The sequence below is a fragment of the Candidatus Poribacteria bacterium genome (genome assembly GCA_026702755.1).
Lineage (GTDB): Bacteria > Poribacteria > WGA-4E > WGA-4E > WGA-3G > WGA-3G.
In genome coordinates, this window is the sequence record JAPPBX010000001.1 from 86,839 (window position 1) to 105,722 (window position 18,884).

An 18,884-nucleotide genomic window follows, 5' to 3' on the forward strand; every position below is an offset into this window, starting at 1 on the left:
TGACGGATCGTTTTCAATCTTCACTGGGGTGGCAACTTTTTCAAGAGTTCTTCTGCGGCTTTCCTATAATCTTGTTTCTTCCCATGTTCGACGACGCGCTGTAGAAACTCTCTCGCCCTTGGGGCGTTATCCTGATAGTAGTATACCAAACCGATATAGAAATGGTATACCTCGTTTCTGCTATAACGAGACAAAGTATTATACTGGTCCAGCAACAGCGTGAGGAAATCATCATTCTCGGCATAGAATCTTTCGTTATTCAAAACGTAATCGTTTCCATCCCACTCGTAGAAACTCATCCAATCCAGATATGACGCTGTCGGTCCCGTGTCGTTAGATATTTTGTCGGGAATCTTGATCTCGTAGATGCCATCATTATCCAGATCAACGTATTCTATGGGGTCCTCCCTTTTGTGGGAACTATACGCACTGCAAATTTCCTTGAACTCACCCTCTTGAAACGAAATCACAGCCATTCCGTAGGCATGCTCAGCCCATACGTCCAAAACGCCGTCGCCTGTCAAATCAACGAGTTTAAAGGAGACGGACTTGAAAGCCCCACTTCCGCTCCAATGGTCCCGGAAGATGAAAGGGGCGCTTTGAACTTCAATGGTTTTCACGGGGACATTCAAATCATGAGACGACCCGCCAAAAAGTCCGAACAATTCTTTTTTCTTGGGAAACCCGGTTATCTCGGTCTCAGCCTCAGCAATGAGGAGAAACGCTTCGCTCCATTGCCCCACTTCTACCCATTCTCCCTTTGGCTCAGCCACCATGAGAACAATCGTCTCTTTTTTGGCGGTATCATCAATATTTGCGATCGCTTTCAGCCGCGTCGTGTAAGAGCGTTTTTCCGAGGGCGGGTTTCCCAAAAAACGGTGATACTTTTGACCCCCAAGATCATAAGGCCAGTCATACCTTACGTACTCGACATCAAAAGCATCTGTGAGTTTCTCTCTGCTAACGGTATAATTGCTGAAGACTTCCTTGAACGCGCCATCCTGAAACGAGATGAGTGCCACCCCGTGTGCAGATTCCACCCAAACATCCAAAATGCCATCGTCCGTCCCATCTACGAGTCTAAAGGAGACATCCGTCGATTCTGTGAAGACCAATGGGGCGTTATGAAGTTCAATAGATTTCGTTGAGACATCTAACGGGTCGTTCCCTGTATCAAAAAGTTTGAATAAGGCTTTCCTCTCAAGTTTCCCTGCTTTTCTTTCAGCGATGATGAGAAATGCTTGTCTCCAATTGTTAAGGTCTGCGGGCCTGGTGGAGTTTGTATTACCAAGGATTAGCACAATGTTCTCTTTCCCGGGGGTGTCATCAATATTTTCGGTGACTCTCATCCTGCTATGGTAATGGAGTCCCTCGGGTGCGGGGGAAGGTAAAAAACCGTGATATTCTTCAAGATCGTAGAAGGGGGAATAACAACTATAGCTGATCCGAGACGTGGTTGCTTTCGGGGTATCCGCATTTACAGGAACCAAAACCGTAAGTATCAGCAAAATGCTGAGTCCAAGGCGTGTAGTTTTCATGTTTTTTGTCTCCGATTCGGTCTGTTGGATATCAGACGCGGAAGATTCGTTTTTCAATGAGATGTCAATTTTTTCAAGAGGTCTGCTGCGGCGTGAACATATCTATCGTTTTCGGCATTTTCGGCTACCCACTGTAGATACTTTCTTGCCATTGGAACGTCGCCGCGATAGTAGAAGACCAATCCTATGTAGAATCCGTATTCGTCGAATCTTCCATATTGAATCAACACATGATTATAAAGGTCCAATAACCCAATGAGGAACTCGTCATTCTCGGCATAGAATCTTTCATTATCCAAGACGTAGGTGTTTCCATCCCACTTGTAAAGACTCACCCATTGCGGATACGACGCGCGAGCACCACCACCGCTGACAGATATTCTGTCGGGAATCCTGATTTCATAGATGCCATCGTTATCAAGGTCAATGTATTCTATGGGGTCCTTTCTTCTGATAGAACTATAGGCACTGCAAACTTCCTTGAACTCGCCGTTTTGAAAAGAAATGACAACCGCGCCGTGGTGAGATTCCATCCATACGTCTAAAATGCCGTCACCCGTCAAATCCAAGAGTTTAAAGGAAACGGTGCGAGTGCCCCAAGAATGAACGCTGGTCAATTCTCGAAAGACGAAAGACGGGTTCTGAACTGCAAGGGTGAATAAGTTTTTTTTCTTTGGAACTCCATCTGCCTCGGTTGTCGTAATCAGGAGATACGCTTGGGACCACTCGCCGTAAATGTCGATTCCATCTCTATAAGCCGCCACTAAAACAATGGTTTCTTTTTCCTGGGTATCGTCAACATTTGCGATAGCTGCTCTCAGGGTCTCGTAACGATATCTTTTTGATGGGAGGGAGGGCAGAAACCGCTGATACATCTGCCCTTGAAATTCAAGTCCAAACTCCGACCAATGGTACTCAACATCAGGCGTTTCTGCGAGTTTTTTTCTGGTCACGGTGTAGTTGGTGAGGACTTCTTGGAATACACCGTTCTCAAAAGAGATGAGCGCAACCCCGTGGGCAGATTCCACCCAAACATCTAAAGTGCCATCGTCTGTCATATCCGCGAGTCTAAGCGAAACATCGGTCGGTAGCTTGAGGTTTCCGGAGGGTAGACTGTGAAGTTCGATGACCTCCGCTGCCGGGACCTCCAATGGATGTGCCCCTGTGTCAAAAAGTTTGAATAACGCTTTTTTCTTCGGAACCCCATCTGCAGTGTTCTCAGTAATGAGGAGAAACGCTTGGTGCCAGTTGCCGAAGGCTGCGTGAGGTTTTGTACCCACAACCATCAGAACAACGGTCTCTTTTTCGGGGGTGTCATCAACATTTGAGATGGCTGTTATCCGAGTATGGTAATAAAGTTCTTCAGGGACGGGGTTAGGCAAAAAACGGTGATACTTTTGCTCGTGATGATCATTGAGGTGATAGTAGTAGTTATACTTGACCTGAGAAGTCATCGTTTTAGCGGTATCCGCATTCACCGCAGAAGCAGTAAGTATCAGCGAAATAGCAAGCCCAAAAAGTATGGTTTGAATGTGTTGTTTCATATTTTTTCTCCGTTTCGGTGTGTCTGAGTAAGAGGTCGTTTTTCATCTTGGCGGTGGTGGCAGTTTTTTTAAGATAGATTCAGCGGCTTGAACGTAATCGTTCTGTCCTCCACGCTCGACGACCAGCTTCAGAACTGCTCGCGCTCCCATTGTGCTGCCGCGATAGTAGTATACCAACCCTAAGTAGAAACTGTATATCTGGCACTGTTTGGTAAACGTTCCGCGGCGAAGCATCTGATAATTATATTCGCTCAATAAGCGAATGAGGAAATCATCGTTCCCAGCATAGAATCTTTCGTTATTCAAGACGTAAGCGTTTCCATTCCACTCATAGAGGCTCATCCATGGCAGATAAGGGGCACCGGGAACCCCTTCAATTTGTATGCTATATGGAATCTTTATTTCATATCTACCATCGTTATCAAGGTCAATGTACTCAGGATCAGGCAGAGGTCCGGGAACCGTATAGGAACTGAAGGTTCCCTCAAATTCGCCGTTTTGAAAAGAAATGACAACCACAGCATAGCCGAATTCAACCCATACGTCTAAAATGCCATCACCCGTCAAATCAACGAGTCTAAAGACAGAGTCGCGAGACTTAAAAGCATCTTTCGGAGGTTGGGTGAAGACGAACGACGGGCTTTGAAGTTCAATGGAAGCCTTCGTTGGAACATCCAACGCATGTGTGCCGGCATCAAAAAGTTTGAAAACATGTTTCTTCGTCGGTGCCCCTACTTGGGAACCAGTTTCAGTAATCAAAAGAAACGCTTGAACGCAATCACTATCGTATGGGTATGAGGACACCTTTTTATCAATAGTGATTAGAACGATGGTCTCTTTTTCGGGTGTGTCGTTGATATTTGCAGTGGCTACCATCCGAGTAAAGTAATAAAGTCCTTTCGGTAACTGGGTCGCTAAAAAGCGATGATATGCGTGCCCCTCAAAATCATTATCATTTGTCCATTCGTATCTCTGATACTCGATATCAGAAATTTTGGGTGTTTGCGTGTCAGCATTTACTATTCCACAACCGAGTATCACCGAAATAGCAAGTCCAAAAAGTGTGGTTTGAATGTGTTGCTTCATGTTTTTTGTCTCCAAATTCGACCCATCTGATGACGGATCGTTTTCAATCCTCACTGGGGTGGCAATTTTTTCAAAAGAGATTCAGCGGCTTGGATGTAACTATCGTTTTCGGCATGTTCGGCGATCCATTGTAGATACTTACGCGCCATTGGAATGTCGCCACGATAGTAGAATACCAGTCCTATGTAGAAGCCATATTCGTCAAATCTTCCATATCGCATTAACACATGATTATAAAGGTTCAATAATCCAATGAGGAACTCGTCATTCTCGGCATAGAATCTTTCATTATCCAAGACGTAGGTGTTCCCATCCCACTTATAAAGGCTCATCCATTGCGGATCCGCCGCACCAGGGACACTGTCGATGCCTATGCAGTCGGGAATCCTGATTTCGTAGATGCCATCGTTATCCAAGTCAACGTATTCTATCGGGTCCTCCCTTCTGGCAGAACTATAGGCACCGCAGACTGCCTTGAATTCACCATCTTGGAAAGAAATCACAGCAACACCGTAGGCACATTTCACCCAGATGTCTAAAGTGCCATCGCCCGTCAGATCCACGAGTCTAAAGTGAGTAGCATTGATAAAATCCCAAGTGATCCTACTGAACCGTTCCCGAAAGACGAAGGGTGCACTCTGAAATTCAATCGTTTTCCCCGGCACATCAATATGATACATGCCACCATCGAAAAGTTTGAATAACTCTTTTTGCTTAGGAAACTCGCCTGCTTGGGTATCAGTAATGAGGAGAAATGCTTGGTTTCATTCATCTCCTTCATTAGCAATCATTAGAACAATGGTCTCTTTTTCGGGTGTGTCATCGATATTTGCAATGGCTTTCTTCACGGTAGTGTAACTGAGTCCTTCCGGTGGTGGGACACCCAAAAAACGGTGATACGTCCGTCCCTCACGGGAAGTCAGATTATCGTAAAAGTGATATTCATCAGGGGTTTCTGTGAATTTCTCTCTCGTAAGCGTGTAGTTGCTGAAGACTTCCCTGAATTCACCGTTCTCAAAAGAGATGAGCGCAACCCCGTGTTCAGATTCCACCCAAACGTCTAAAGTGCCATCACCCGTCAAATCCACGAGTCTAAAGGAGAGATTGATCGGTTCAGTGAAAACGGATGGTGGGTTATGAAGTGCAATCGCTTTCGCTGCTGGGACCTCCGACGCATAAGTTCCCGTATCAAAAAGTTTGAATAAGGCTTTTTTCTCGGGTTTCCTTGCCTTGATGTCCGTAATAAGGAGAAAGGCTTGGTGCCAGTTGCCGTAGTCTGCACCGTGTTTCCTATCGATAACGATTAGAGCAATGCTCTCTTTTTCGGATGTGTCATCAACATTTGTGAGGGCATCCATCCGGGTATAGTAATAGAGGTCTTCAGGTGCTGGATTAGGGAAAAAACGGTGATACCTTTTGGTAAAAGTATTTTCGCGATAGTAATAGCGATACACGACTTCTGAAGTCGTGGTTGTGGAGGTATCTGCATTCGCCGAAAAAGCAGTGAGTAGCATCATTGAAATAGTAAGTGCAAAAAGTGTGTTTTGAAGAAATTGTTTCATATTTTTTCTCAGCTTCGTTGTGTCTGCTGTCAGACAGGAGCGTCTGCTTTTTAATACGATGTCAATTTTTTCAAGAGTTCTTCGGCGGCTTTCCTATAATCATCGTTTTCTGCATTTCTGGCGACGCGCTGTAGTAGTTCTCTCGCCATTGATGTCTTGCCGCGATAGTAGTATACCAAGCCGATGTAGAAATGGTATATTTCCTCATTTCTTGAAAAAGGCTGCCAAAAAATATACTGCTCTAATAAGCGAATGAGGAATTCGTCGTTCTCAGCATAGAATCTTTTGTTATTCAAAACGTAAGTTGTGCCATCCCACTCGTAGAGGCTCATCCATTCCGGAGCCGCTGCGCCAGGGGCACCCTTGATATGTATGCTATCAGGAATTTTGATTTCATAGATACCATCCTTATCAAGATCAACGTATTCTATCGGGTTCTCGCTTCTTGGGGAACTATAACCGCCGCAGACTTCCACAAACTCGCCGTTCTGAAACGAAATCACAGCGACACCATAGGCACATTCAACCCAGATGTCTAAAATGCCATCGCCTGTCAAATCTACGACTTCAAAGGAGACACCGTAGTAAAACCAAGGTTGATCTTTCCGCACTTTCCAAAAGACGAAGGGAACACTCTGAAGTTCAATCGTTTTCCCTTGCACATCAAACGCATGTGTGCCAGCATCAAAAAGTTTGAAAAGCTCCTTTTTCTTTGAAACCCCATCTGCTTCGTCCTCCGCAATAACGAGAAACGCTTGAACCCATTCGCCCTGGGGGGCATCAACACCCGTATCAGCAGTCATTAGAACAATCGTCTCTTTTTCAGGCGTGTCATCAATATTTCCAATCGCTGTCTTCCGAGTGTTGTAATAGAGTCCTTCAGGTGCCGTAGCAGCCAAGAAGTCGTGATACTTCTGCCCCTTAGGATCAAACCGAACATTGTAACCGTAATACTCGATGTTAGTGGCTTCTGCAAGTCTCTGTTTGCTCACAGTGTAGTTTGTGAGGACTTCATTAAATACGCCGTTGGCAAAAGAGATCAGCGCAACCCCATAATCGGATTCCACCCAAATATCCAAAGTGCCATCACCCGTCAAATCTACAAGTCTAAAGGAAACACTGTCCGGTTTATGAGCAGCTTCATGTATTTCCGAGAAGATGACTGACCGGTTATGAAGTTCAATGGATTTCGCTGCTGGGACCTCCAACGGATGCCTGCCTGTATCAAAAAGTTTGAAGAACGCTTTTTTCTCCAGCTTCCTTGCCTTTGTGTTAGTAATGAGGAGAAACGCTTGGTGCCAGTTGCTGAAGCCTGCGCGAGGTTTTGAACCCACAACGATTAGCACAACGGTCTCTTTTCCAGACGTGGCATCGATATCTGCTGAAGCTATCATCCGGGTCTGGTAAAAGAGGGCTTCGGGTGCCGGATTCGGCAAAAAACGGTAATACTTTTTCTCGCTAAGATCATTAAACTCATAGTAATAGTGATATGTGACTTGAGAAGTCGTCGTTTTGGCGGTATCCGCATTCACCACAAAAGCAGTGAATATCAGTGAAAGAGTAAGTCCAAAAAGTGGGATTTGAAGAGGTTGCTTCATATTTTTTTCTCCGATTCGGTTTGTCAGATGCCAGGTGCTTCGGAAGATAGGAAAGGTAGAAGCATGGAAAGTGATTCGCCAGCCCTCATTCCTTCCATCCTTCTATTCAACCGAAAGCGGGTGGGAATGGCAGTAGATTTCCTCCAGCCTTCCGATATTCTTGAATAGGTGAGTTGTGGTTCATCCTACTATAATTAAACCACACTTTTGCGGAGAATACAAATAGAAGAGGTTAGCGGTCAGCGTTCGGTAGGACGAGGTCGCGATCGGGAAATCGGTGTTTACGGCATGACGGCGTGTGTCTACTACTTTATAAGCTACAAGCCTGCCAATCTCGCTTTCAGTTCTTCTTGTTGGACAGGTTGCGTCAAATCCATAAGATAGATCCGCATGTGGTCCGAACGGTCGGAACTAAACACAAGTCTCTTTCCGTCCCGTGAGAGGCTCGGTTCAAAATGGGCACCGACGTGGTTCGTCAGCTGCGTTTTATTTGTGCCATCGGCGTTCATCATCCAGAGCGTATAATGGTTATGCGCGTTTGACACATAGATAATTCGCTTGCCATCCGGACTGAAAATCGGATGATAATGGCTTGCGTTCGTGAATGTCAATTGTTTCGCCGTGCCGCCTGCTGCGCTAACGCTGAAAATCTGGTAGATGTCTCCCACCATTGCGGTGAAGGCGATCTGCTTTCCATTGGGTGCCCACGTTGGATGTCCGTCGTCCACATCGTTATGTGTCAGCTGCTTCTTGTTTGTGCCATCACTATGAATGACGTAGATTTCTAAGGTATCATTATTCTCGGTGCTTCCCGGACCACCACCTGTCTCTTGCGCAGGAGCCTTGGATTCAAAGGCGATCTTTTGCCCGTCAGGTGAAAAGACAGGCGCACGTTGTGCCCCCTCTATATCAATCAATGGACGCTGGTTTTTCCCATCAACGTCCATAAGATAGATCGTCGCACTCTTCGGATCAGAGCCGCTCGCTTGAACAGGTGGGAGCATCATACCACCGCGGGTGCGCTCTGTAACAAAGGCAATCGACTTCCCATCTGGAGAAAAAGCAGGCATATATTCATCAAGTTCCTCGGTATGCGTCAATTGGTGGAGTGAACGCGTCGTGAGATCCATGAGATACAATTCGGCGTTCTGGAGGCGATTGGAGGCGAAGGCAAGCCATTTTCCATCAGGCGAGATTGCGGGACTATAATCGTCCGTGTACTTGGCAGTAAACGTCATCATATTCCCTTTTTCGGTAAAGGTCTGCTCGTAATCGTCACTGCCTTCGGTGCGGAGACGTTGGACATGGTAGGCATCACCGGTGAGTCCAGCCAATTGAAGGAGCACTTCTTTTTTTCGAGAACCCCTTAGCAGATTTTGAAACTGAACAAGCGCAAGGGAACGGTCATTATTGTGCCAATAAACGCGCCCGAGTGCCAAAGTGATTTCTGCCCGTTTCGGTGCCAACTTCACAGCATTTCTGAAGGCATCGCTCGCTTGTGTCGCATCCTCTAACTTTTCATACACCAAACCGAGCTGATAGTAAGCCTCGGCATTGGAAGGGTTCTGCTTAATTGCCGCTTCAAACTGCTGAATGGCAGCAGTCGTGTCGCCTGTTTCAAGAAATGCTTTGCCGCGCTCAAGGGTAGGATCTCCACCACATGCGAGTAGCACTAAAAATATAGAAATGAATAGATAGAAAGAGTTTCTCATTTGACAGTATTGGCTTTCGGTTTTCGGCTTTCTTGCTGACAGCCGACGGCTGATTGCTGATGGCTATTCTTGCCTTATCTGGATTCGCTGATTTACCGGTATATTATGGCGTGTTTGCGTCTCTCCATTCTGCCAAGTAATCTGTAACGTCTCAATACGGGAGGCGTTCCCTACGCCGAATTCAGCGACGAGACTGTTAAAAGACATGTAGCTATCACCGGCATAAATTTCCCGTATCTGCGTCTGATCTGCCGTTTTCACTTGGATCTTTGCACCAATAGCATCTCGATTTCCGCCTGTTCCAATTAATTTAACATGCAGCCAATTGTTTTGCCCTGTTAATATACTGCGGTCGCCCTCATTGCGCAACAGAGTCGGTGGTGCATGGTTATTGACGATGAAAATATCAACATCGCCATCGTTGTCATAGTCGCCAAACGTCGCCCCGCGACCAACTCGGAGAGGGAGTGCGGCAATCCCCGTGCTCTCACTAACATCGGTAAACACTCCATCCCCATCGTTTCGGAACAACGCATCAGGTTGAGGGATAAGCACCTCCGGTTGTTTAAGCTCCTGAAAAGTGCTGCCGTTTGTTACAAAGATATCCAAATCACCATCGTTGTCGTAGTCAAAGAAAGCAGTCCCCCATCCGATCTGCTTGATACTCTCCTCAGCAAGCATCGCCGTATAGGATTCATCTACAAACCTGATACGTTCAGCGATTCCATCCTCTTTGAACAAATTTCTATAGAGTGCGTTTTCCTCGTCAACCCAGTGACTCATAAAGAGGTCAATATCGCCGTCAGCATCATAATCACCGGCAGTGAGTCCCATAGAACCTCGAAAATCCGCTGCCCACGATTCATCGCTTACATCGGCAAACGTTCCGTCACCATTGTTGCGATAGACATGGTTCGTGGAGGTATCATTTGCAACATAGAGGTCCAGGTCGTTATCATTATCAAAGTCGCTAAAAACGGCTTGCATACTTCTACCACCTGTCGCCGCTACTCCTATCTCAGCGGTTGTGTCGGTAAAAGTGCCATCTCCGTTATTCCGATAAAAAACGTTATCTTGAGGTTCAAAAACATGTGGATTCAGCGCACTCGGCACCGGTTTTCCAGATTGTACCGATTCCTCCTTCATCTGTTCCAGCTGTTCCAAATCGTAGGTGACATAGTTGCAAACGTAGAGATCGAGGTAGGTGTCCCCGTCCACATCCGCGAAGGCAGCACCGGTACTCCACAATTCACAATTGACACCGGCTATCTCCGTCACATCGGTAAAGGTGCTATCCCCGTTGTTTCGATAGAGCACGTTCGCGCCATAATTGGTTAAGTAAAGGTCAAGGTCGGCATCCGCGTCGTAATCGGCGAAAACACACCCCATGCCGTATCCTTGATGCCCAACACCTGCAGGACGCGTGATGTCCGTAAACGTGCCATCACCGTTGTTACGATATAACGCATTGGCGTTTCCTTTATTACCACCGCCATCTTGTGTGAAGGGACCGGGGGTATTGACAATATAGAGGTCAATGTCCCCGTCGTTGTCTATATCGGCGAAACCTGCGCCAGATCCCATGTCCTCTGGAAGTAGACTGGAACGGGTTCCGCTTGAATGCTGGAAATCGATACCGGCTTCGTTGGTGACATCCGTAAAGGTAACCGCGTTTAGCGTCATAGCTGTTAGCATAGAGATTGCAAACGCGAGAATGGCTATCGGCTTTCGGCTTTCGGCAAAGAGAAGTAGGTTTTCTTTTACACTATTTGCCGACTGCTGACTGCCGAAAGATTTTCTGAAAGAAAATCGCCCTGACTGCCATTCTTGATGACTATTTTTCATGTTTCTAAGAAATTCGTAAAAACTGCTCTACCGAGAAAGCGGTCATCGTCGAGAATATCCTGATAAAGCGGAATTGTAGTCTTTATGCCCTCAATTTTGAACTCAGACAATGCGCGTTTCAACCGTGCAATCGCCTCATCCCGATCCCGACCAGTTGCGATGAGTTTCGCCACGAGTGAGTCGTAGTGCGAAGGAACGGTATAGCCGGTGTAGATATATCCATCAAGCCGGATGCCAATGCCGCCCGGAGGATCGTAGGTTGTGACGAGTCCCGGTGAAGGCATGAAGTTGTTTGCTGGGTCCTCAGCATTAATCCTGCATTCAATAGCATGCCCTTGGATCTGAACATCAGATTGATTGTATCCGAGTTCATCGCCCATCGCGAGTCGGATCTGCTCTTTAATGAGATCAATACCGGTGATACTCTCAGTAATAGTGTGCTCAACTTGAATCCGAGTATTCATTTCAAGGAAATAGAAATTCTCATCCTTATCGACAACGAATTCAATGGTTCCAGCATTCGTGTAACCGATTGATTTTGCGGCTTTCGCGGCGGCTTTACAGATATCAGAACGAAGTTTAGGTGAAATTGAGGCAGCGGGTGCTTCTTCCAAAAGTTTCTGCTGTTTACGCTGGATAGAGCATTCACGTTCACCTAAATGGACAACGTTGCCGTGGGTATCTCCCAGAATTTGGACTTCAATATGTCGCGCTTCTTCAATCCATTTCTCAATGTAGACATCACCGTTACCAAACGCTGCTTCACCCTCCGCTTTTGCAGTGTGAAAAAGATTAAAAAGGCTCGGACGGTTCTCCGCGATTCGGATACCACGACCACCACCGCCTGCCACGGCTTTGATTCCAACAGGATAACCGATTTTCTCAGCGAGCTCTGCAGCATCCTCGGCGGTTTCAACTGTCGCTTTTTTGCTGTTTCTGCGCCTACCACTCTGGCTACCGGGCACAAGCTTCAAGCCGGCTTTTGCCACAGTCTCGCGTGCCTTCACCTTATCGCCCATCGTCTGGATGTCTGTAACAGAGGGTCCGATGAACTTTATTTCGTGCGCCTCACACATCTCCGCAAACTGTGCATCCTCAGCGAGGAAGCCTGCTCCGGGATGGATCGCGTTGACATTTGCATAATCCGCGACAGTGATAATACTTGAGTATTTAAGATAACTTGCTGCTGAGGGGGGCGGACCGATGCAGTATTTCTCGTCAGCATATTTAACGTGCAGGGCATCTTCGTCAGCGGTTGAGTAAATCGCTACCGTCTTAATCCCCATGTCTTTACATGCACGGATGATGCGGACGGCGATTTCACCACGATTTGCTATCAGTATCTTTTTCATCATGTTCTTTATTGGCTATCGGCGGGAATGGCTTTCAGCAGTCGGCTATCGGCTATCAGCACTTATTTTGTCGTATCAAATTTTGTTGTGGCAGCCACAAGAGAATTAACGACCACAAGAGATATGCTGACGGCTGAAGGCTGATTGCTAATGGCTATTCTGCTGACAGCTATTCCTATGCTTGCTTCACTCGGAACAGAGGCTGTCCATATTCAACCGCCTCGCCATCTTCAGCGAGAATTTCCAATATCTCGCAGTTAAATGGTGCTTCCACTGGATTGTAAGTCTTCATGACTTCGAGAACAGCCACAGGTTCACCCGTGGCGACCACATCTCCGACATCCACGAAGGGCGGTTCATCAGGTGCAGGAGAACGATAAAAGCGTGAGGGCATTGGGGCACTGATGAATCCATTATCCGCCTGCGCGCCTGCCTCCACATTTTCATTTTTTGCAGGCAGCTGCGGTGTCCCCACCGCGATACCTGTCTCTACCGGTTGCAGCGGCTGCTGCTCATATCCACCTGGACTACTCCGGTGTCGAGAAACTTGCACCTCGAATTCGTTGTCCCGGATACGGACCTCTGTGAGACCAGTGCGGTCAAGGATTTCTGCCAACTGTTCAACAATTTCCAGAACCTCACTGTAGTCCTGTTCCGCAGATTGAGGCTTATCCTTGGATTTGTTTTGACGCATTTCTACTTTCGTGGCTATCAGCAATTGGCAAAGAGGGTTTCGGTATATCTATCCATCTTGCCGACGGCTGATGGCTAACAGCCGATAGCCACTATATCCTTTCTACATATTTTCCGGTGCGTGTGTCAACTTTGATACGCGTTTGATTCTGAACAAACAAAGGAACGTTAACAACACCACCTGTCTCAAGTGTAGCACGTTTTGAACCGCCGCTGACAGTATCGCCCCGTAATCCGGGATCGGTCTCAACGATTTGAAGTTCAACGAAGTTCGGAAGTTCAACCGCAAGTGGTACTGCCCCTTCCATTTTGACGGTGACAGTTTCACCCTCCTTTAGGAATTTCAGGTCCTCTCCAATAAGATTTACAGGAAGTGTATATTGTTCAAATGTTTCATTGTCCATAAACCACAGTACATCACTCTCTCGGTACATATACTGCATCTGGTGATCCATGAGCCTGACGGTTTCGACGTTTTCATTGGCACGAAACGTCCTGTCCAAAACGGCACCGTCGGAAACACGTTTGATTTTTGTTCGTGCGAAGGCACCGCCTTTCCCCGGCTTGACATGCTCACAACTGACTATGGTGTAAATAGTATCATTGAGTCGGATAACCAACCCGTTTCGTAAATCGTTAAGTGCTGCCATTTTCTCCTCTATTTTTTAATGGTTGTTGGTTATCGGTTAAGAGGGTTCTTGTGGAATACCACCACACCTCTTGTAACTGAAGACCGAAGACCGACAACTATTCCAGCGAATAGCGATGAAGCAAGACAATCGCTTGTTCCAACGCTTTTGCTCTGTGACTAATCTGGTTTTTTATTTTTTCTCCCAATTCTGCGAAGGTCTGATCGTAACCATCAGGCACAAACACAGGATCATAACCGAAACCACTCTCTCCTACAGGCGCGTGCCTGATGTGTCCTTCACAAACACCGAGAACCGTCTCAGGAGCGGAATCGGGGTGTACGACTGCGATCACAGCGACGAAACGTGCACGTCTATCTGTGACACCTTCAAGTGCCTGAAGGAGTTTCTCGATTCGGATAGCATCGGTTGCGTCTTCACCAGCCCAGCGTTTAGAATTGACCCCCGGTGCACCGTTGAGAGCATCTACCTCCAATCCAGCATCATCAGCAAGGGTGAGCTGGGACGTATGTTCAGCGATAACGGATGCTTTTTTGGCTGCGTTCTCTGTATACGTTTTGCCATCCTCAACCACCTCTGGCGCATCTGGATAACTGTCCAAGGAGATAACCTCAATCTGCTGCTTGGTATCTTCCTCGACGCGGAGCATCTCTGTGAGTTCCCTCACCTTCCCTTGGTTACGCGTCGCCAATACGAGCTTCATCTAAGTTCTCCAACATCATCCGATTCTGAAGGCGGATGAGCTGCTGTATACCGCCCACAGCGAGATCGAGCATCTGATCGTAGTCTTCACGCGAAAAAGGCTTCTCCTCTGCCGTGCCCTGTATCTCTATAAACTTCCCGCTTCCCGTCATAACAATGTTCATATCAACATCTGCTGTTGAGTCTTCGGAATAGCAGAGATCCAACATCGGTTCACCCTTGATAAGCCCGACACTCGTTGCGGCAATGTTGTCAACAATAGGGAAATTTTTGATTCTCTTGCTTTTGACGAGTTCTTGACAGGCATCCCAGAGGGCAATGAAGGCACCCGTAATCGATGCAGTACGTGTTCCGCCATCCGCTTGAATGACATCACAATCAATCCAAACTGTCTGCTCTTCTAAAGCTTCCAAATCAACAGCGGCACGTAGGGAACGCCCGATAAGACGTTGAATTTCCTGTGTTCTACCACCGACGCTTCCGCGGGTTACCTCACGTTGCATCCGTTCAGAGGTAGAACGCGGTAACATAGAGTATTCAGCCGTTACCCATCCCCTATTTTTGATACGCTGGTCGCGCATGAAGCGCGGCTGCTGGTCAATCACAGACGCGGTGCATATAATATGAGTATCACCTGTTGCCACGAGAACTGAGCCTTCGGCATGTTTGATGTAGTGTCGTTTAATTGTGACCGGGCGCAACTCATCTAACCCGCGCCCATCTGCTCTTGCCATCTTTCTCCTTCCTATGAATTATGTCGGTAGGGGCGAAGTCACCTCGACCCGACTGGGCAGCCACAGGAGCCACCCTTACAGCGTCTTAAGTAAATCCAACGCCTTTGTATAACTTTTCCGCTCAAGATAGTGCTGTAGCATTTTGGGGGCTGCCGGAGTGAGGTCTTGGGACAACGCGTCAATTCGTTCCAACTGCTCCAATATATCCTCACCGGTTTCAATCCGCGACAACATTGTCTCTAACGCTTGCCTGAGTTCGGCAATTTGAACAGCAAGTTTTGACTTGCGAGCTGCGTCAAAAGGCTTAACTTTCATCTGATGTCTCCAACTGCTCAACGGCTTTGCAGGTTCGCAGAGAAACGGTTTTAGGAGGCGCGTCGTACCCCTTCCATGCATAGGGATCAACACCAGAAACTGGAATGATGCATCGTCGGTCAGCACTCGCGGGACGTTCTCCCTCTCTAAGCGACCAAGGTAACAATGACCATGCATTACAGTAATGGCTCACCAAAACTCTGCGATACGTATCACCACGGTTTTTACGCGACCGATGGAGCAGATAGCCGTTGAAGAAAACCAAAGTGCCGGTTTTAACTTCAACAGGGACCTCATCTGTATCATCAAAACCGTAACTCTCCTCCGCAAAGTCGAACTCATCTGGATTTTCATGAGCTCTCTGCGGATAGAGGTAGCCGCGACGGTGCGACCCCGGTAGAATCCATAAGCACCCATTTTCCACGGTAGCGTCGTCCATTGCAATCCAAGCACCAATCAAGGAGCGATCGCGTGTCGGAATGTAAATCTCGTCCTGATGCCACGCTTGCCCTTGGAAATTCGGTGGTTTCACGAATAGCATAGACTGCATGCACTTGACGCTCCCATCCCAATGCGGGAGATGTGCAGCGGCGATCTGACTCAAGATACCGCAGATTTTCGGGTGCTTAACGTACTTCTCAATAACTGGACTGACAAAATGCGGTTGATGAATACAAAGGATACGGCTGATGACTTCGTTATCACTGACATCCTCAGGAAGCGGTTTGAGGTTATCACACGGATGACCCCCTTTAGCGATTGTAACGGTGTCCTGCCGCAACTCCTCTATTTCATCAAGCGAAAGCAGATCTGGAACAACAAGATACCCGTTGTCCACAAAAAATTGGACCTGCTCATCAGATACGACTTGTGGCACCTCAATCGGTGCGCTTGATTCAAAGTTCATTTTTTTATTTTTTATGTCTGAAATAGTTATCGGTTATCGGTTAAGAGGTTTCAGATTCAATTAAACACCTCTTTACTGATAACTGAAAGGTTTTCTGAAAGAAAACCGTACTGAAAACTGATAACCCTCTTATAGTTAAACGCGGTTAGCAAAGAACATCTCCGTTACTGCCAAAGCGAAAACTGCTAACATGAGATAGATCCACACGTCTTGACTCTTTTCAACATCCTCACGGTATTGCGCCACCAGTTCCGCTGCAGGCGTATCCTCAATCGACTCGTCTGCAGTACCCTTTAGCATACTCGAAAGCTCTTCTACATCGCGCGCCGCAAGGTTGGACTCAGTCGCATCACCGTTGACGACAAAGTAATAAGGCTCTGCACCGGATGTATGAACCGAGTAGATACCCGGTATTGATGTGTCTGCATAAAAGAGACTGCCTTGTCCAACCTCTCCCGTTGTGGTCCCTTCGCTTCGCTGTAAGCGCGTCTCAACATTGTTCGGATTGAAGACAGCGACCTCTCTGTCACCGGTTCTGTTCTCATCTTCAGTTTCAAAAGCCTTCAATTCCACATTGTCCCCGACGCGGTAATCGGGGGTAGCCTCTACGTCCTTGAGCGCAAGATACTTAATAGACTCATGCAAGAACGGCAGATAGACGGCTCGGATCGGTAGATCGTTCCATTCCCTATCTATCGTTGAGGTAAAGCAGAGCACACGTCCTAGCTGTCCATAAGGTTTCTCAAAGAGCGCGGGGCTGCCATCATCATAAGTCGCAATGACGGTAGCATCTTTTGTTGGCACCGCCTGAAAAAGTCTATAGAATCGCGCCTTACCGAAATCCCCGTGATTCGGCTCTTTGAATGGAGCAAAAATAGGATGTTCATACTTCACCGTAGCAAGCACACGGAACTGCTGCCGATCAAACGCATCACCAACGGGTTGAACAAATTTACAGGGCATCACCCCTATCTCGCCGCCAAGATTTTGTTCATAGGCATTAATATCTATGTTATCACCGACCGTCACAATCAAACCGCCGCCAGCAGCAACGTAAGCTGCCACACGTCCAGCCTCACTGGAAGAGAATTGCGCGACATTGGCAAGAACCAGAACATCAACGCGATCGAGTGTTGCTGTATTCGGCACCGAACTCGATTCGGTGAAATTAATCGGTACAGCATCACTACCTACTGCAAACGCCATTTTCATGAAAAACGTTTCTGCCGTTTGATAAGTGCTTTGTGTTCGAGGTCCATCGCTGACGGCATGGACTTTGATTGACTGCAAACTCTGTAAAGTGAAATAGCGTTTGTTGTCAGCACCGAGTGCGTCTTCTGGTAGTTCAACCCAACCTGTATGCGTTGCTTCGTCCTGAAAGTCAACTTTGAAGACAGCATCTCCAAGATCGTCCGGTTCAATGTCAAGTTGGACGGTGTGTATCATATTGCCATCTATGAAAAGACGAACCGGTAGATTTTCAACGGCTTCATCACCGAAATTACGGACACGGGCAACAAGATATGACGCTTTTTGTTCTTTCAGTACAACAGGTGGCACACTGAGGTCTGTTATCGCGAGATTGCGTGGTTGTTCAGCACGCACATCAGCGAACTGGATTTGGACATCGGGGTTGAGTTTATCCGTTTCAATGAAGTTCTCCCATCCCCGCTTTTGCATATCAGCGATTAGATAAACCTGTTTTTCACCAATAGGAATAGGCTCAAGTATTTCATTTGCAGTCTGTAGCGCATCCAAGTAATCCGTAGGTTTATAAGTTGCTTCGGCATTGCTCAAAGCGGTCCTAATGTGTGCGAATTCTGAACCGAGCGGCGCAACGACACGGGCACTATCGGACGAAAGAATAAGGCACGCGGCATCGGCTGTATCCAAGCCATCGAGAATCTTGAGTCCTTCTTTCTTAGCGTTCTCGAATACCTTCTCATAGCGCATACTATAGGAGGTATCCAGAATAATAACAGCGTTCCGTTTACCCCCTGTTTTCTGTGCAATGACAAAGGTTTGAGCGAAGAACGGACGCGCAAACGCGAAACCGAGCAGTGCTAACATCAGAATACGCATCAATAGCAGCAGCAGCCGTTTCAGTTTATGTCGTCGCACATTCGTCTGATGCGACATCTGTATGAAACGGATAGTGCTGAATACCAACCGCCTCGCACGCTCTCGGTTCAGCAGATGCAAGATAAGAGGAATTGAGGCACCTACCGCACCAGCAACCGCGAATAAAGGTGCTAAAATATCTAATCCAAAAAACATAGAAATAGTTGTCAGTTGTCAGTACGGTTTTTCTGCGAAAAACCTTTCAGTTTTCAGTTAAACGCCTGTGTTCGGTTACTTTTATTGTTACTAACCCAAGACACCTCTTAACTGATAACTATTAACTCGTAACTATCGTCATAGGTACCCACTACCTAAAGGTAGGGGCTTGTGCTTCCTCGCGACTGCGGTTTTCTCAGAGAGTCCACCGTCTTACTGTCGCTCCACTTTAGGCAGCCAAGCCTGCCCGTTTTATTTTTTTCGCGACGTCGTGGGCTGGCTCTGTTTCCACCCATTTTACAGCTTCTCTTTCTACCAAGAACGCCGTGCGACAAGTCCGTAGACTCCGGGGGATACGGTTTTCCGCAT

The 18,884-nt window shown here is 47.1% G+C and carries 16 protein-coding genes; all 16 read right to left on the reverse strand.

Annotated features, from left to right (window positions below; translation table 11 throughout):
* Positions 1 to 20: 20 nt before the first annotated feature.
* The gene (locus OXH39_00385) at positions 21 to 1,538 is read right to left on the reverse strand and encodes a hypothetical protein (protein ID MCY3548887.1); all 1,518 of its coding nucleotides are present in this window, start codon (positions 1,536 to 1,538) and stop codon (positions 21 to 23) included.
* A 53-nt stretch (positions 1,539 to 1,591) separates the two neighbouring features.
* Positions 1,592 to 3,082, reverse strand: a complete 1,491-nt coding sequence (locus OXH39_00390; GenBank protein MCY3548888.1) for a hypothetical protein — start codon at positions 3,080 to 3,082, stop codon at positions 1,592 to 1,594.
* A 42-nt stretch (positions 3,083 to 3,124) separates the two neighbouring features.
* Positions 3,125 to 4,168, reverse strand: coding sequence for a VCBS repeat-containing protein (locus OXH39_00395; protein MCY3548889.1), 1,044 nt, complete (start codon positions 4,166 to 4,168; stop codon positions 3,125 to 3,127).
* Positions 4,169 to 4,218: 50 nt separating this feature from the next.
* Positions 4,219 to 4,848: a hypothetical protein gene (locus OXH39_00400; GenBank protein MCY3548890.1), complete on the reverse strand. Its 630-nt coding sequence runs from the start codon at positions 4,846 to 4,848 to the stop codon at positions 4,219 to 4,221.
* A gap of 84 nt (positions 4,849 to 4,932) precedes the next feature.
* Positions 4,933 to 5,730 carry a hypothetical protein gene (locus tag OXH39_00405; protein ID MCY3548891.1) on the reverse strand — a complete coding sequence of 266 codons (798 nt, stop codon included), beginning with the start codon at positions 5,728 to 5,730 and terminating at the stop codon, positions 4,933 to 4,935.
* Between the two features lie 50 nt (positions 5,731 to 5,780).
* A complete protein-coding gene (locus OXH39_00410; GenBank protein MCY3548892.1) occupies positions 5,781 to 7,328 on the reverse strand; it encodes a hypothetical protein in 1,548 nt (515 codons plus the stop codon).
* Between the two features lie 317 nt (positions 7,329 to 7,645).
* On the reverse strand, positions 7,646 to 9,040 hold the full coding sequence (locus OXH39_00415; protein ID MCY3548893.1) for a tetratricopeptide repeat protein: 1,395 nt from the start codon (positions 9,038 to 9,040) through the stop codon (positions 7,646 to 7,648).
* Positions 9,041 to 9,103: 63 nt separating this feature from the next.
* Positions 9,104 to 10,885 carry a CRTAC1 family protein gene (locus OXH39_00420; GenBank protein MCY3548894.1) on the reverse strand — a complete coding sequence of 594 codons (1,782 nt, stop codon included), beginning with the start codon at positions 10,883 to 10,885 and terminating at the stop codon, positions 9,104 to 9,106.
* Positions 10,882 to 12,240, reverse strand: coding sequence for an acetyl-CoA carboxylase biotin carboxylase subunit (accC, locus tag OXH39_00425; protein MCY3548895.1), 1,359 nt, complete (start codon positions 12,238 to 12,240; stop codon positions 10,882 to 10,884). The genes OXH39_00420 and accC overlap by 4 nt, the downstream gene beginning before the upstream one ends.
* 172 nt (positions 12,241 to 12,412) lie before the next feature.
* A complete protein-coding gene (locus tag OXH39_00430; GenBank protein MCY3548896.1) occupies positions 12,413 to 12,931 on the reverse strand; it encodes an acetyl-CoA carboxylase, biotin carboxyl carrier protein in 519 nt (172 codons plus the stop codon).
* Positions 12,932 to 13,022: 91 nt separating this feature from the next.
* On the reverse strand, positions 13,023 to 13,580 hold the full coding sequence (efp, locus tag OXH39_00435; GenBank protein MCY3548897.1) for an elongation factor P: 558 nt from the start codon (positions 13,578 to 13,580) through the stop codon (positions 13,023 to 13,025).
* 97 nt (positions 13,581 to 13,677) lie between these two features.
* A complete protein-coding gene (rdgB, locus tag OXH39_00440; GenBank protein MCY3548898.1) occupies positions 13,678 to 14,283 on the reverse strand; it encodes an RdgB/HAM1 family non-canonical purine NTP pyrophosphatase in 606 nt (201 codons plus the stop codon).
* On the reverse strand, positions 14,258 to 15,016 hold the full coding sequence (gene rph / locus OXH39_00445) for a ribonuclease PH (GenBank protein ID MCY3548899.1): 759 nt from the start codon (positions 15,014 to 15,016) through the stop codon (positions 14,258 to 14,260). Before rph ends, rdgB begins: the two co-directional genes overlap by 26 nt.
* Before the next feature lie 75 nt (positions 15,017 to 15,091).
* On the reverse strand, positions 15,092 to 15,331 hold the full coding sequence (locus OXH39_00450) for a hypothetical protein (GenBank protein ID MCY3548900.1): 240 nt from the start codon (positions 15,329 to 15,331) through the stop codon (positions 15,092 to 15,094).
* A complete protein-coding gene (locus tag OXH39_00455) occupies positions 15,321 to 16,238 on the reverse strand; it encodes a phytanoyl-CoA dioxygenase family protein (protein MCY3548901.1) in 918 nt (305 codons plus the stop codon). Before OXH39_00455 ends, OXH39_00450 begins: the two co-directional genes overlap by 11 nt.
* Before the next feature lie 135 nt (positions 16,239 to 16,373).
* On the reverse strand, positions 16,374 to 18,515 hold the full coding sequence (locus OXH39_00460) for a BatA domain-containing protein (GenBank protein MCY3548902.1): 2,142 nt from the start codon (positions 18,513 to 18,515) through the stop codon (positions 16,374 to 16,376).
* Positions 18,516 to 18,884: the final 369 nt, after the last annotated feature.